Origin of the sequence: Flavobacterium sp. TR2 (assembly GCF_025252405.1) — a bacterium.
In the GTDB taxonomy this organism is placed as follows: domain Bacteria; phylum Bacteroidota; class Bacteroidia; order Flavobacteriales; family Flavobacteriaceae; genus Flavobacterium.
On the sequence record NZ_CP104307.1, the window covers coordinates 1074651 to 1090862 of the forward strand.

At 34.1% G+C, this 16212-nt stretch carries 13 protein-coding genes; 7 read left to right on the plus strand and 6 right to left on the minus strand.

What is annotated here, in order from left to right; translation table 11 throughout:
- The first annotated feature begins 10 nt into the window (after positions 1-10).
- Together N4T20_RS05030 and N4T20_RS05035 are read left to right on the plus strand one after the other, a co-directional pair.
- Positions 11-790 carry a DUF4292 domain-containing protein gene (locus N4T20_RS05030; protein ID WP_260672000.1) on the plus strand — a complete coding sequence of 260 codons (780 nt, stop codon included), beginning with the start codon at positions 11-13 and terminating at the stop codon, positions 788-790.
- Positions 791-814: 24 nt separating this feature from the next.
- Positions 815-2068: a murein hydrolase activator EnvC family protein gene (locus N4T20_RS05035; RefSeq protein WP_260672001.1), complete on the plus strand. Its 1254-nt coding sequence runs from the start codon at positions 815-817 to the stop codon at positions 2066-2068.
- Between the two features lie 41 nt (positions 2069-2109).
- Here the strand turns inward: N4T20_RS05035 and N4T20_RS05040 are convergent, their stop codons facing one another.
- A complete protein-coding gene (locus N4T20_RS05040; RefSeq protein WP_260672002.1) occupies positions 2110-2529 on the minus strand; it encodes a CBS domain-containing protein in 420 nt (139 codons plus the stop codon).
- 231 nt (positions 2530-2760) lie between these two features.
- Here N4T20_RS05040 and rbfA point away from each other — a divergent pair, with 231 nt between their 5' ends.
- The 5 genes from rbfA to N4T20_RS05065 all read left to right on the plus strand — a co-directional run bounded on the left by rbfA (position 2761) and on the right by N4T20_RS05065 (position 6812).
- Entirely contained in the window at positions 2761-3153 is a 393-nt protein-coding gene (rbfA, locus tag N4T20_RS05045; RefSeq protein WP_260672003.1) for a 30S ribosome-binding factor RbfA, read from the plus strand.
- Between the two features lies 1 nt (position 3154).
- Entirely contained in the window at positions 3155-4354 is a 1200-nt protein-coding gene (locus N4T20_RS05050) for an FtsX-like permease family protein (RefSeq protein ID WP_260672004.1), read from the plus strand.
- Between the two features lie 173 nt (positions 4355-4527).
- Positions 4528-5955 carry an MATE family efflux transporter gene (locus N4T20_RS05055; RefSeq protein ID WP_260672005.1) on the plus strand — a complete coding sequence of 476 codons (1428 nt, stop codon included), beginning with the start codon at positions 4528-4530 and terminating at the stop codon, positions 5953-5955.
- An 85-nt stretch (positions 5956-6040) separates the two neighbouring features.
- Positions 6041-6583 (plus strand): DUF6934 family protein, encoded by a 543-nt coding sequence (locus tag N4T20_RS05060; RefSeq protein WP_260672006.1) that lies wholly within the window; start codon positions 6041-6043, stop codon positions 6581-6583.
- A gap of 16 nt (positions 6584-6599) precedes the next feature.
- On the plus strand, positions 6600-6812 hold the full coding sequence (locus tag N4T20_RS05065; RefSeq protein WP_260672007.1) for a hypothetical protein: 213 nt from the start codon (positions 6600-6602) through the stop codon (positions 6810-6812).
- 54 nt (positions 6813-6866) lie between these two features.
- Here N4T20_RS05065 and dusB read toward each other — a convergent pair whose 3' ends face one another.
- From dusB to N4T20_RS05090, 5 genes are all read right to left on the minus strand, one after another.
- Positions 6867-7859 (minus strand): tRNA dihydrouridine synthase DusB, encoded by a 993-nt coding sequence (gene dusB, locus N4T20_RS05070; RefSeq protein WP_260672008.1) that lies wholly within the window; start codon positions 7857-7859, stop codon positions 6867-6869.
- 142 nt (positions 7860-8001) lie between these two features.
- Positions 8002-9288: a phenylacetate--CoA ligase family protein gene (locus N4T20_RS05075; RefSeq protein WP_260672009.1), complete on the minus strand. Its 1287-nt coding sequence runs from the start codon at positions 9286-9288 to the stop codon at positions 8002-8004.
- Positions 9285-10949, minus strand: a complete 1665-nt coding sequence (locus tag N4T20_RS05080; protein ID WP_260672010.1) for a C45 family autoproteolytic acyltransferase/hydolase — start codon at positions 10947-10949, stop codon at positions 9285-9287. The genes N4T20_RS05075 and N4T20_RS05080 overlap by 4 nt, the downstream gene beginning before the upstream one ends.
- A gap of 7 nt (positions 10950-10956) precedes the next feature.
- Positions 10957-12474 carry a phytoene desaturase family protein gene (locus N4T20_RS05085; protein WP_260672011.1) on the minus strand — a complete coding sequence of 506 codons (1518 nt, stop codon included), beginning with the start codon at positions 12472-12474 and terminating at the stop codon, positions 10957-10959.
- The gene (locus tag N4T20_RS05090) at positions 12474-16148 is read right to left on the minus strand and encodes a 1-acyl-sn-glycerol-3-phosphate acyltransferase (RefSeq protein WP_260672012.1); all 3675 of its coding nucleotides are present in this window, start codon (positions 16146-16148) and stop codon (positions 12474-12476) included. The genes N4T20_RS05085 and N4T20_RS05090 overlap by 1 nt, the downstream gene beginning before the upstream one ends.
- Positions 16149-16212: the final 64 nt, after the last annotated feature.

A 16212-nucleotide genomic window follows, 5' to 3' on the forward strand; every position in this document is an offset into this window, starting at 1 on the left:
AGAAACTCAGATGAAAAAATATATATCAATACTAGTATTGTCTATTGCTGTAATTTCATGTAAATCCAAAGCAGTAGCAGTACAAGGAAATTCAAATCAGACAATTGCTCCAAAGGAAGATAAAAAAGTAATCGAAAAACATTACGATAACAAGTTAGATTTTTCTACTTTATACATAAAAGCAAGTGCAAAATATGCTGATGAAAAACAAAGCCAAAATGTAACAGCTGAAATTAGAATCGAAAAAGATAAACAGATTTTAATTAGTGTGCGTTTCTTAGGAATTACAATGGCTAAAGCTTTAATAACACCTTCTGCAGTAAGTTATTATGAGAAAATAAATGGTACTTATTATGAAGGGGATTTTACAAGTTTAAGCAAATGGCTAGGAACAGATTTGGACTACACTAAAGTTCAAAATTTATTGGTTGGAGAAGCTTTTGATGATTTAAGAAAAGGAAAATATACCCAGACAATTGTCGATAATCTATTTAGATTAGATGAAGAAAAAGACGCCAATTTAAAAAAGACTTTTTTCTTAGATGGAGAAAAATATTTAATTCAGAAAGAAGAGATTTCGCAGCCGTCTGAAAACAGAACATTGCAGATCGCCTATTCTGACACTAAAAATTTTGATCAAGGAACACTGCCGACAACTATAGAAATAAATGCAGTGCAGCCAAAAGGTAAAACAAGTATTAATTTAAATTATAACAATATTTCATTTAATGAAGAACTTTCTTTTCCGTATAGTGTTCCAAGCGGTTATAAAAAAGTTACAATTAAGTAAATTTGCAAAAATAAAAACAGAAATATGCCAAAATTTCTCCTAAGCCTAGTTTTAATTTGTGCCACTACATTTGTATGGGCGCAAGATTCTCAGCAAGAAAAACTGGAACAGCGTAAAGCTCAAATTCAGCAGGAAATCAGAGATAACGAAAAGATGTTGCAATCTGTTCGAAAAAAAGAGAAATCTGCTGTAAATGAATATTTAATTCAGGCGAATAAAATCAAGCTAAAAGAGAAATTAATCAATACGACGGCCAAACAAGAAAAGCTGATTAGTAATGATATGTACATTAATCAGGTTCAGGTAAATAAACTTAAAAAAGAACTAAAAGTTCTAAAAGAAGATTATGCAGAGATGATTTTAAAATCATACAAAAGCCGTTCTGAACAGAGCCGTGCGATGTTCATTTTGTCTTCTGAAAGTTTTTTACAAGCATATAAAAGAGCGCAATATCTGAAACAATACACTGCTTTTAGAAAAAATCAGGGTCTTGAGATTCAATCTAAAACAGCGCAATTAGTTGATTTTAATGCAAAACTGGATGGGCAAAGACAAATAAAAAAGAAAGTAATTGCCGAAAACCAGAAAGAGAAAATTACTCTGGAAGCAGAAAAAAAAGAACAGCAGAAATTAGTTAATGCACTTAAAAAAGATAAGAATAAAATTGCTGCCGATATTAAAGCGAAACAAAGCGAGTCAAAACGTATTGATAAACAAATTGATCGTTTAATTCGTGAAGCCATTGCAGAAGCCAATAGAAAAGCTGCTGCAGAGAGAGCAAAAGCTAATCCAAGTTCTAGCGAAGCTAAAGCACCAGTATCTTCTTCTAAAATTGCATTGACTCCAGAAGACAAAATTTTAGCTGCTGACTTTAAGGCAAACAGAGGAAGATTGCCTTGGCCAGTAGAAAAAGGATTTATTTCTCTTGGTTATGGAGATCAGCCGCACCCGCTGCACCCTTCAATCACCGTTCATAATTCTGGGGTCGAAATTACTACAGAAGATGGGGCAAGCGCAAGAGCAGTATTTGCTGGAGAAGTTTCTAAAGTTATCGTTTTATCGCCCGTAAATAAAGCAGTTGTAATCCAGCATGGTGACTATTTTACGGTATATCAGAACCTAAGTTCGGTTTCTGTGAGTCAGGGAGATAAAGTTGCAACTAAGCAAACTATCGGAAGAGTGAGAACAAGTGGAGATACAGGAAAAACAATTATCAAATTCCTGATTCTGCAAAATACATCGAATAATAATCCGGAAGGATGGCTGCAAAACAGATAGTAAAAGGGAGCATTTGGCTCCCTTTCTTATTCAATTATAATTTAATCATATTGTTCTAAAAAATATTTAACGACATCGGTTGTGGTTACTATTCCTTTCAGTTCGCCGTTGTCAACAACAGGAAGAGCATGAAAATCTTCTTTTACAAAAATTTCTGCCAAATCTCGAATAATCATATCAGGTGACACCGTTTTGGGTTTTGAAGTCATTACCTGAGAAATGCTCAACATTTCTAATATAGCTTCATCAGCATTGTCCTGACCTTCAAACAAAGCTCCAAAAGTTAGTCGGTTAATATCTGTTCGGCTGATAATTCCAACTACCTCTTTGCCTTTTACAATTGGAATGTGGCGAATTGTATTTGATTTTAATTTTTCGACCACTGTTTTAAGATCATCTTTTTCGTTTGCAGTCACTACCGTTTTGGTCATAATGTGACTAATTGGTTCTCTTTTTTTCATGATATTTTTGGTTATTATTTCACATAAAGGTGTAAAATATTTCACACAAAAAACATGATTTTTATCAGCTTTAAGTGTTGAAAACGAGTAAATTAATAGGTTAAAAAAATTGACAGCTTACCAGAAGCAAAAGATTGTAATTTCAGTAAAATGATTTAAGAAGAAAAAAATCGTTCTATTGTTCATTTAGAAATTGTTCGGAGTGAAATTTAAAAGTAGTATTTTTGCATTATGGAAACAAATAGACAGAAAAAAATAGGCGGTGTTATTCAGAAAGATCTGGTTGACATTTTGCAAGGTGAAGTGAGAAAAAATGGAATTACAAACTTGGTCATTTCAGTATCCAAAGTAAGTGTAACTACAGATTTATCTATAGCGACAGTATATTTAAGCATTTTTCCACAAGAAAAAGCCAAAGAAACTTTAGAAGCAATAAAAACAAATTCAAATTTAATCAAGCATGACTTGGCGCAGCGCGTACGTCTGCAATTACGTCGTGTTCCGAATTTGGTATTTTTTATAGATGATTCTCTAGATTATATAGAGAAAATTGACAATGCGCTTGCAGGAAAAGAAAATCCAATAGAAAACCGTGATCTTTTAGAAAAAAGAAGAAAGTCTTAATTTGAATTTTCCTTTATACATAGCCAAACGTTATATTTTTAGCAGCAGTAAAAATAATGCTATCAATATTATCAACCGTATTGCCAGCATGGGAATCATCGTTGGTACCATGGCTTTGTTTGTTGTTTTATCTGTTTTTAGCGGATTAAAGGTTTTCAGCCTTTCGTTTACTAATGAAATTGACCCCGATTTAAAATTGACAAGTACCTACGGAAAATCATTTTTAATTACGCCCGATCAGGAAAATCAAATTAAAAAAATCAACGGTGTAGCGTCTTATACAAAAATCATAGAAGAACGCGTTTTATTTTTATTCAAAGACAAGCAGCAAGTTACTTATCTAAAAGGTGTTGACAGTCTGTACCCAGTTGTTAACGATATCAAGAAAAAGCTTTTTAATGGCCAATGGCTAAAACCGGATAGTTTTCAGGTTGTAATTGGCTATGGTCTGGCTCAAAATTTCTCTATGGGAATTTTGGATTTTGAAAACCCGCTCCAGATTTTTGCTCCAAAACCAGGAAAAGGAGGAATAGAAAATCCAGAAGAAGCTTTCAATAAAACTGATGTTTTGCCTGTTGGCATTTATTCGATCAGCGAAGATTTAGATTCAAAATATGTATTTGCAGATTTAGGTTTAGTACAAGAATTGTTAATGTACAAGCAAAATCAAATCTCAGGATTAGAATTTAAATTAAAAGAAAACGCAGATGAGAGTGCAATAAAAGCAGAACTTAATTCTATTTTTAAAAATAAAATTACTTTAAAAAACAGAGCTCAGCTAAATGAGTCTTTGTACAAAATGCTTAATACAGAAAACATTGCAGTTTATCTGATTTTTACTTTGGTTATCATAGTGGCGCTTTTTAATTTAATTGGCGCATTGATTATGATGATTTTAGAAAAGAAAGGAAATCTTAAAACGCTTTTCAATTTAGGATCAGATATTGGAGATCTTAGAAAAATATTTCTGTTGCAAGGAACTTTGTTAAGTGTCTTTGGCGGCTTAATCGGACTTATTTTAGGTATAATCCTTGTGCTATTGCAACAGAAGTTTGAACTTATTATGATAACGCCAACTTTGGCTTATCCAGTTGTTTTTACAGTAGAAAATGTTCTAATCGTGATGGCAACTATTATTTCATTAGGGTTTGTCGCTTCATTAATTGCAAGCAGTAGAGTTAGCAAAAAACTTCTTGATTAATAGCTTCTTAAGAAATATTAATTATATTTACCGCCTTAAAAAACTACAAGCATATGATTGTTTCTGCCTAATCCTATTTTATTTTTTAGAATAATTAGGATACTTACGTTTTATTTTTTTTAGTTCAGATTAAAATACATCTGGACAAATTTTATCATTTATCCTAACATATCATGACAGAAACAACTATAAAGAAAAGTTTATTTTCTAAAATTTTTACCACTTTAAAACAAGCCTTAAAAGGCGATGAATCTTTTGACTATACTTCTGGAAGTATAAAAAAAGCTGTAATTCTATTGGCCATTCCGATGGTTTTAGAAATGATGATGGAATCGGTTTTTGCTTTGGTCGATTTGTATTTTGTGGGACATTTAGAACACAGCAGTTTTGCTATCCAGACTGTTGGTTTGACCGAATCGGTATTGACTGTAATTTATTCTCTTGCCATTGGAATGAGTATGGCAGCAACTGCTGTTGTAGCGCGCCGAATTGGAGAAAAAGATCCTGTGGCTGCGGCTAAAGCCGGAATGCAGGCTATTATTATTGCATTTGCCGTTAACAGTTTGCTGAGCATTTTCGGAATTATTTACGCAAAAGATATTTTGATTTTAATGGGCTCTTCTGTAGAGTCAGCTGAGCATGGTTTCCGATTTACGCAGATTATGATTGGTTCCAGTTTATGCATTATGCTTTTGTTTCTTATAAATGGAATTTTCAGAGGAGCTGGAAATGCTGCGATTGCTATGAAAAGTCTTTGGATTGCCAATATTTGCAATATCATTTTATGCCCAATTTTAATTAACGGTTTTGGACCAATTCCTGCTTTCGGATTAGTTGGAGCTGCTTTGGCTACAACTTTTGGAAGAAGTATCGGCGTTTTATATCAAGTGTATCATTTGTTTTTTGGAAATGGAATTTTAAAAATCAAAATACCATATTTTGCTCCAGATTTCATACAAATTAAAGCTTTGGTAAAAATTGCCGCACCTGGAATTCTACAATTTGTAATTGCTTCCTGCAGCTGGATTTTCTTAGCGCAATTGGTAGCTACAACAGGAGGAGATCATGGTTCGGCAGGGTATCAGACAGCCTTGAGGATTATGATGTTTTTCATACTTCCAGCGTGGGGATTGAGTAATGCCGCGGCAACTTTGGTAGGACAAAATTTGGGAGCCAAACAAGTCGAACGTGCTGAAAAATCGGTTTATACTACAGCACGATACAATGTAATTTTCATGGCTTCGATTATGATTATTACTTTGGTTTTCGGGCAATATATTATTTCGTTTTTCACGAATGACCAGCAGGTAAAAACCATTGCAATTGAAGCATTGCAAATTATGAGCATCGGATTTATTTTCTACGGAATCGGAATGGTTTTAATCAACACTTTCAATGGAGCTGGAGATACTTGGACGCCGACGGGAATTAACTTTTTCGGATTTTGGCTGTTCCAAATTCCATTAGCTTTTATTCTTGCCAAGCATTTCAATATGGGGCCAACGGGAGTTTTTATTGCTATTCCTGTTGCCGAAACAGCAATTACTTTAACTGGAATTGTTTTCTATAAAAGAGGAAAGTGGAAAAGAGTTCAAGTGTAATAATAGAAAGTCTTCAATATTAAACATTTGTTTTTGTAAGAAATATATTGTAAATTCGATTTAAAAATCGAGTTTAATAGGTTTCATGATTAAAATTAATTTAGAAAACACTTTTGAAGCAACATATGTAAGTCCCAATTTTGACCTGTATATTTTTGAATCGCCGTTAAAGGATAATACATTAACTCCGCTTAAGGTTAAGTTTACAAACATAGCTGAATCATTGTTGCCGAATGTCTATAATCTGGCTTTTGGTCCATTTGATAAGAATGGAAAAATAAATGATTCTGTAAATCTTAAATATAAGAATAGTAATAAAGTGTTTTCGACAATCATTTTGTTTTCAATAATTTTTTTAAAAAACAATCCTCATGTCTCAATTGGTATTGATGGCTCAGATGATTTACGAGCAAACCTATATCATAGAATGTTTAGATATAATTATAAAAATTTGAAAGATTTTTTGGTAATTATTGGAGTAGATTGGTATGTTAGACTACTTCGAAATGGAACGATTGAATTAGATAATAATGGACTGGCATTTTTTAAACCAAAGCCAGAACCTTTTGATTTTCAAAGAAAAACGAATGATCTTTATAGATACTATATGTTTAATTTAAATCAATAATGCTTAAATTTGCTCTATGAAAGACTCTATTCAAAATAAGATTAATAAAATTCAGGAAATTGCTTTAGCCTCTGCTTCCGAGAAAAATATTACAAACAGTAGAGATGATAAAGAACCAAATAATAGTGATAACTTAACTAAATCAATTCGAAATGCGAAAGAGGCAGAATTATTTTTTTCTGAATTAAAATCAGCTATTGATTTAGCCAAAAGAAATGCTTTAGAATAATTTTCAGTTTAAAATATAAAAAGACCTTCAATTTTGAAGGTCTTTCTTTATATTTTAAACAAACTCGTATCCAGCATAAACTTCCTCAATTTCTTTCATAATAGCGAATAAATCTTCAGGAGCATCTGTGGTAACTAGTTTTTGTTTGAATTCCTTAAACGAATGAATTCCTTTGAAATAGTTTGTATAATGACGACGCATTTCTACAATTCCTAAACGTTCGCCTTTCCAATCCATTGACCATTGCAAATGATTTCTGGCCGCTTCAACACGATCAATAACCGTTGGAGCAGGTAAGTGCTCGCCTGTTTTGAAATAGTGTTTGATTTCATTAAAAATCCACGGATAACCAATGGCAGCACGGCCAATCATGATACCGTCAATTCCGTATTCGTTTTTATATTTTAATGCTTTTTCCGGGCTATCGATATCGCCATTTCCGAAAATAGGCATTGTAATTCTTGGGTTATTTTTTACACGTGCAATGTGCGACCAGTCAGAATGGCCTTTGTACATTTGAGCACGAGTTCTGGCGTGAATTGTTAAAGCTTGAACTCCAATATCTTGAAGTCTTTCGGCAACTTCATCAATATTGATTGAGTTTTCATCCCAGCCTAAACGAGTTTTTACCGTAACAGGCAAATCTGTTCCTTTGATAACGGCTTGCGTCAAGCGAACCATCAAATCAACATCTTTTAAAACTCCCGCTCCAGCACCACGGCAAACCACTTTTTTAACTGGACATCCAAAATTAATATCCACTAAATCTGGTTTTACGGTCGAAACAATTTTAGATGACATTTCCATTGCTTCTTCATCACCACCAAAAATCTGAATTCCGACAGGGCGTTCGTAATCAAAAATATCCAGCTTCATGCGGCTTTTTATAGCGTCACGAATCAATCCTTCCGATGAAATAAACTCAGAGTACATCATGTCAGCTCCATGCGTTTTGCATAATCTGCGAAACGGCGGATCGCTAACATCTTCCATCGGTGCTAGTAATAAGGGAAATTCGGGTAATTCTATGTTGCCAATCTTGACCATCTTCGTAATTTTTTGCAAAATTACAACATTTAGTTCAATTTGTACCAAATTGAGGTTCAAAGCTTCAAAGGGACAAAGTTGCAAAGGTTTTATATTCAGAATCTAAACCTTTGTTACTCTGAAACTTTGCAACTCTGTACCTTTAACGGTAATCAAAAAATCGAATTGGTTTTCTGCTCATTGGGTTAAAAACCAATGGATTTAAAACTTCTTTAGAAGCAAATTCTATTTTTGGCGTAACTCTCAATTTAGCTCTAAAGTGATCTTTTATTTCCTGAAGAAATTCTGGAGTTTGATTTTTAACGGCAATTTTAATCAGGATTTCATCTGTGCCTAAATCGTTGGTAGAGATTTCAATCAAATGATTTTCGATATTGTCAAAACTGCTCAAAACATCGTTCATCGCTGGCGGATAAAGCGTTGTGCCTTTATATTTAATCATTTGTTTTTTGCGCCCAACAACTGGACCAACGCGCAAAGTATTTCTGCCGCAAGCACAAGGCTCGTCATGAAACTGAACCATATCGCCAGTTTTAAAACGAAGCAAAGGCATCGCTTCAATTCCTAAAGTAGTAAAAGTAAGTTCGCCAGTTTCACCATTTTTTACAGGTTGATTATTTTCGTCTAAAACTTCTACAATGATTAATTCTGGATGATGGTGTCCGCCTTTTCCGTGTTCGCATTCTGTAAAAGCAGTGCTCATTTCGGTAGAGGCATAAGTCGAAAATAACTTAATATTCCATTTATCTGTAATTTTTTTGGATAAAATATTCATTGAAAAATCCTGTTCTCTCAAAGATTCTCCAATGCAGATGGCGCCTTTTATGCTTGAATTATTATAATCGATTCCGTGTATTTCTGCGTATTCAATTAATTTAAGAAGGAAAGAAGGAACGGTAATTAAATAGCTCGGATTGTATTTTAAAATAGAATCCCATTGCATTTCAGGAATTCCTGCCCCAACACGAATGACGCCTACTTTCAGTTTTCGAAGTCCTAGAAAATAAGCCAAACCAGCCATAAATTTTCGGTCAATTGTTGTCATCAGCTGTACAACATCGCCTTCAGCAATTCCGGCACAGGCAAAGGAAATCGCTTCATTATAAGCCAAACGATCTAAGTCAGAATCGGTTAAACCAAAAGTTACAGGATCTCCTAAAGTTCCAGAGGTTGAGGCGTAATCGATAATTTTATGCTGCGGAACACACAAAAAATCATCATTATACTGCTGTAAATCTTCTTTGGTCGTAACAGGCAAATGCTGTAAATCTTCCAGTGTTTTTATTTTCGAAATATCGATATTCTGTCCTGCAAAAAGCCTTTTGTAAAAAGGAGAATTCTCGCTGATGTAAGCTAAAAGTTCTGCTAATTTTTTTTCTTGAAAAATTTTAATTTCTTCTAAAGAATCTTTTTCTATTGCTGGAATCATTGTAATTTTCTTTTGACTTTTTTTAAATATTTTTCAATCTCTTCTTTTTGAGGAGCTGTAGTGATTTCGTAAGTTAAAGCTTTTTCAAAATTAAGCTTCGCCTGAAGAAATTCCTTTTTTTGGTAAAAGTACAATCCTACCTTATAATATACAACCCAATAATCAGGGTTTAATGCTTGATAATTTTGGAGAAATTCTGCAGAAATAGTTTCTTTCTTTTTCAAAATAGAGTCTATTTTGTGATCTTCCATTTTGAATTTTTTAAAATTCTGAAAGGCAGCTGTTTCTAAAAATGGATCTTTGGCAATGTTCATATTTTCCTTTTGAAAAGATTTTGCTGCATTTTTGTTTTCGCCAAAAATGGAATTTAAATCATAACAGACAAATTCTCCCAATTGGTACGGATTTGCCGAAACCCAAACCAGTTTTTCTTTAGGTTTAAAGATAATTCCGTGATGCGCAAGCAGTTGATTGAGTGCTTTTTCGTTTCCATAACCTAAAGAAATATCTTTTAAACCTTGTTTATTTCGAAGAATTTCCGAAGCAATTTCAGGATTTATTTTTGAATTTTCAGATAGCAGTTCCTGCATTCTTTCAAATCGATATTCAGAATGGCTGTTGGCAATCTGTTCCAGATTTCTTTTATCTTCTTTGAAAGCTTCGCTTTGAAAATGGTTCGAACAAATTAATTGATCACTGTTTGGAACATCATAAACGTCCATTTTATTTGGCGAAACTTCAATCAATATTGCTTTATTATCATTAGCGCTTCCGACCATAATCGATTCAGAAACAAACACTTTTCTTTTTTTTGCAATTGCAATAGCTTCTTCTAAGTTTTTTGCGTGCTGTAAAATTTCGCGTGTCAAGATCGAAATCGGAGTTTTTGCGCTTAGCGGAATTTTAGATTTAGATGCATTTATCGTTACGGTCAATCCTTCGACATTCATTCCAGAAACCGCTCCGATCATTCCAGGCCAAGTGACCATCATAAAGGCGTTTCCTTTTTCTGGTTTTATAAAAGCCACGATTTTATTTTCCGCAAAAGCGTCATTCACATAAAAATCAAAATTTCGAGCTAGAATTAAATTTCCGTCTTCCGATTTTTCGTTCCAAGCCGCAAAAGAAGAGCAGCCAACCAAAGCTAAATCTTGCAAAGCGTGCCCAATATCGTGCGCGGCGTGCAGATATAAACTGCGCTGATATTGCGGTGCGATGTTATCAAAGTCGTTGGAAGTATATTGCGAAACGCCATAAATTTCGGATTGGTATTCGTCGGGAACATTCAAATACAATTTTCGATTGTACCATTTCAAGAACTGGCGAAGCAGTTTCTGCTGAAATTTTGACGGAATCAAATCGGTAATTTTAGAGAAAAAAATGCGCTGCTGTTTGTGCAAAAGAGAATCGGTCAATGCACCAGTCGAAAGCCCAATTTCGAGCGGATCGCCTTCTACGTACAATTCCCAAAGACCTTGTTTGTTTTTTAAAAACGAATTTTTCCCAGCAATAAAAATACTGTCAGATAATTTGGTGACAACAGGTTTTGTATCGTTTAATCCCGTAAGATCGGGGATATGTTTTTTTGATTTTGAAGTACCGCAGGAAATCAGCAAACTTAAAAAACCGATGAAGAAAATATATAAGATTCGGTTTTTCATGATTCAATTATTCAGATGCTTTTTTAATTTTTCCCAGCAGATATTCTTTTCCTACAATTTCTGAGCAAGTTATGACCGCTCCAACCGTAACTCCCAAGACCCCGTGCATATTAATGCTTTGGCCTGTAAGATAAAGATTTTCTATCTTAGTTTTGGTCGGAATTAAAGTTTTCATCGGATTATTTGAATCTTTAACATATCCGTACATATTTCCGCCGTCTCCGCCAATGTAATCGCGATACGAAAGCGGTGTAGAAGTATGAACAGATTTTATGCACGCTTTTATTCCAGGAAATTTTTTCTCGATTTCTTCTAAAAGCTTCGCTGCTTTTTTACTTTTAAATTCTTCATAGCTTCCACCTCGATCGTTTTCTTCAAAAGTAGTGTTGAAAGTGTTTTCCCAAGCTTTAACATCATCATATTTCATATAGGTTAAAAACGTCATTCCGTCTGCCCATTCTTCGTCTTTTTTTGAAGGATTCATAGAAGCCATAAAAGTTTTTGGCCATGAATTTTCGTCGTATTCATGAGACGTCCAGACATCATTGGCCGTTTTAAAATGATAATAATTATGATTAATGTATTTGAACGTTTTGGGTTTAAAAACAATATATAAACTGAAAGCAGAAAGTACGCTTTCGAGATTTTGAATTCTATTGAAAAATGGTTTTCTAAAATTCTCCTGTCCCGCCATTTTCAAAGTCGTTTTTGGTTCAATGTTCGAAATAAAATATGTTCCAGAAACTTTGGTTCCGTCTTTCATTTGTACTGAATTTACCTTTTGGCTTTCGACTTCGATTTTTGTGACTTCCTTATGTTTGAAAAATTCGCCGCCGTAATTTTTTAATTGTTTAAGAAGCTGCTTCGTTATCTGGCTTCCTCCATTTACGCATCGCCAAGAACTTTCGATATAAGAATTGACAACAAGCGCATGAACATAAAAAGGAGATTTTTCGGCTATTCCGGCGTACAGAAAATTGGATCCCGACAAGACAGCTTTCAGCTTTTCATTTCCCGTAAAAGAATCGATGGTTTCTTTCGCGTTGAGCGTTAAAATCGCATCATCATATTTTCCTTGAGATTCCAGATTGTAAAGCGGAAATGTTTTGCAAACGGTTTTTATTTTCTGGCAATAATGTTCTAGATTTTCTTTTTCTTCAGGAAAATATTGGGTTAGTTTTTCAATAAAATTTTCAAAACCTTGCGCGTGCGGATATTCGGTTTTATCGTCATCAAAAGAAATAATGTCAAAACCATTTTCATCCATTTTTTTCAGATTCAAATAATCCATTATTCCAAGATATTTGAAATATTGATGAAGATTTTGGCCTTCGCCTAAACCTCCGATATAATGAATTCCAGTATCGAAAATGGTTTTGTCCCTAACGAAAGTCTGGAGATTTCCGCCATATTGATTGTTTTTTTCGAGTACACAAACGCTGTAGCCTTCTTTTGCCAGAATAACAGCAGAAACCAATCCGCCTAGACCGCTGCCAATTATCACTACATCGTACTGTTTTTTCATTATTTTCTCTTTAAAACTAGTAAAGCATTTTCTTCAGAAACAATTTCAAAATCCTCCAATTGATTTCTTAAACGGGAACAATTCAGTAAAATTATAGAAGAAACGGTTGAAATTACTTTTTCGATTTCATCTGAACAACTTTCGTCAGAAATTAAAAGAACATCATAATGATTTTCTGGTATGGCTTCTAATTTCTCGAGATAAATTATTTTTCTCTTTGTAACGACATAATTTGTTTTGGCAACCAGCAGCTTTTCTTCATCATTTATAAAAGAAAATATTTTTCGCTGTGGTTCCTGTAAGGCAAGCAAAACATCCAGCTGTCCGTAATCATTTCCTAAATGAAGGATTTTTGATTTTGGCAGAATGTGTTTGTTTAAATTATAATAAGTGTCTAGATTTTCTTTTAAATCTTTTTTCACGCTATTTCCAATTTCGATTTCTTTGTAATCATAACTGTTAATGAGCATGGTTTTAAAATAATCTGGCCCTTCAAGTTCTTGTCTTATTTTGCGGTATTCAGCTTTAAAGAAAGAACTTATTTGTTTGGTTCTTTCGGCATAATTGGCTCCAAACGAAAGATTATCAGGAGTAATTCTTTCTAAGATTGTAACGGTCAATTTTCCGTGATGAATGACAAAATCGCCTTTCGGAATTAATTCTGACGCGCCATGAATCACAACAGGAACAATATCTATTTTAAATTCTTCGGCAAGGAAGAAAGCGCCTTTATGGAATCGTTTAACCACATTATTTTCTGATCGAGTTCCTTCAGGAAAAACCATTAACGAATAGCCTTCGTTTACTTTTTTGCGCAGATGTTCCACTCCGCCCTCAAGACCTTCAGAAACAGGATAGAAACCTGCTTTTCTCACCACACCGCCAAAAATAGGAGAGTTGTAAACCCAATCGCTTACCAAGAAAATGATTTTTGGACTCAGCATTCCGATAGCCAAAATATCCAAAAACGAAGAATGATTGGCAATGATTACGGCTGGTTTTTCGAAAGTTTCATGGAAATTATTAATGACTTTTTTACGAATAAACGGATTGGAATACAGCACCGATTTCATGAATTTTGAAATCACATATCGGAAAGCTTTCATTTTTGATTTTTTGCTGAAAGGCAAAATCGGCATGATAGTAAAGCTGAAAATAGACATTACGATTCCGCCCAAACCATAATAAGCAAATGAAATGACACCGTGAGTAAAAGTGCGCAATTGAAAAGGCGGATTTCCTTTTTTTGGACGATTGGATAAAAACAGCTTGAATAAAATCGGATAGAAAATAAAAGTGATGATCAACGCTGCAAAAACCCCAATTAATGAAACCAATGAAATAGAGGTAAGTGCAGGATGTTGGGCAAAAATCATGGCGCCGATTCCTAAGATTGTCGTGATGACAGCCAAAATAATTGACGTTCTGTAAATGGCAATTTCGTTAACGCCATTGGTGTATTCTTTTTGCAATGCACTGGTCATGAAAATACTAAAATCGACTCCGTGACCAAAAATTAGGGTGCAGACAATCATACTGAAAATGTTCATTTGAATGCCCAAAAGCCCCATAATTCCTGCTGTTACAATTCCCGTCAAGGCAATTGGAATACAGCTTATGATTACCAATTCGATTCTTCGGAAAAAGAAAAACAGAATTAAAATCACGGCTACAAAAGAATAATTTACGAGCGAATTGAAATCGGTTTTTAAGGTGCTGAAAAACGTTTCGTTCATCTGCTGACGATCGATTGCAATTACGTTTTCTTTTGCTGAAGCCGATTTTACAAAAGCATCACGCTGTTCTGGCGATACTTTTACTAAAGTTGAAATGGTGTAAAAACCATTTTTTTCGGTTATGAATTCTTGCAGTTGAAGTGCTTTAATTTTTAAAAATTCTGCTGCAGAAACAGGTTTGAAATCAACATCTAAATGATCAAAAAACAAACTGTATGTTGTGGGTTTAAAACCAAGCTTTGAACCTTCGGCAATTAATCCTGATTTTACGAATTGTTTTCTCTCTGGATTCCAGAACGAATTCCACTTTTCGATTTTTTTGATTTGTTCTTTTTGAGAAAGCACAATTCCGCCAACTGAGCTGAAATTCAGAATTTTATCCTGACTTTTTGCTGTAGATAAATCGGCAAAAAGTTTGGTGTTATGCTGTAAAGCCTCTTCCATGGTTTTTCCGTAAGAAGCGACATAAATAGTTTTTGAAGTTAAACTGGTGCTTTCTTCCAATTGTTTTTCAGCAGCCTTAATTTCTTTCGGAATAAAATTCAGCTGTGATAAATCGTTATTAAAACCAACATCATTATAGGTAAAGCAGCAGATTATGGTAATGCCAACACAAAGTCCGATTAAGAATTTATTGTTGTGAAAAGAAAAATGAGCCATTTTATCGATCACATTTTTCTTGTGTTCAACTGGATTTTCTTTTGGCTTATATAAATGAGGAATAATTAAAAGGGAGAAAATAGCAGAAGCCATAACAATGACTGCAGCAAAAATTCCGAGGTCATTCAGCGCATCGGATTTTACAAAAAGAAGGCATAAAAAAGCAACAGCTGTTGTCGAACTGCTCATGATGACAGGCATTGTAATGTCTTTGTACAATGTCTTTACGTCGCTGTTATGCTTGTAATGCGTGAGAATATGTATCGAATAGTCGATCGTGATTCCGAGCAAAATAGAACCTATTCCCAATGAAATTGCTGAAATCTGTTCTCTCACAAAATATAAAAATGCCACAGCAAACAAACCTCCAAAAACTGTCGGCAAAAATATAATCAGCGGAATTAGGATTTTGCGGTAAAATAAAATCAGAATCAGCATCAAAGTAAACATCGCGATGGAGGTAGTCAAAATAATATCTCCTTTAATCTGATTGGCATTGGCAACGGCAATTAATGCAGAGCCAAAATAACTGATAGACGTTTTTCCTTTAAATTGCGTATTTAGGTTCTCCTGAATTGATTTCAGCTTTTCAGCAAAAACAGTATTTTTTTCGGTTTCGCTCGACGGAATATTCGAAGTGATAAAAAGCAGTAATTTTTTTTTATCCTTGGTCATTACAAAACCATTTTCGAGCGTAAAATCGTCGCCGATATTTAATTGCTGTAATTTTTTTAAAGCGATAAAAGAAATTCCAAACGGATCTTGCAGAATAAAATCTTTGGTAATAAATCCCGAAGGAGAAATGATTGACTTGTAATTTCCTTGAACGGTTGCCGCAATACTGTCTTTTTGGAGTTTCTTCTCGATCGCAGCATAATCTTTGTCGTCTAGAAAAAGAGGAAGATTATTGTAGACAAAATCTATAGTTTCTTGAATGTTTTCTTCGTCGATTTTTCCTTGAATTCCCGTTATGTAAGGTTTGCAGGATTGAGAAACGCTGTCTGAAAATACAGTCGCCATTTCTTTCAAATCATCGGCAGAGCCATTTTTATCCAAGCTGAAAATTACGGTGGTTTTATCGGCAAAATTTAATTGTTTTAAAACTTTGGCGGTAACATCGGTTTTATCGTTGGTCGGAATAAGTTTGGTGATGTCTTCTTCAAATTTTAATCTTGAAGCGAAAAACCCAAAAACCAGAAGCATCAGAACAGCCAATAGAACCGAAAGAGATTTTCTTCGGTTTACAAACATATGAATGGCGTAAAAGTATTGATGCATGGTAATTTTATTTTTTATTTGCCACGAATTCACGAATTAGTTTAATAATAAATTCGTGAATTCG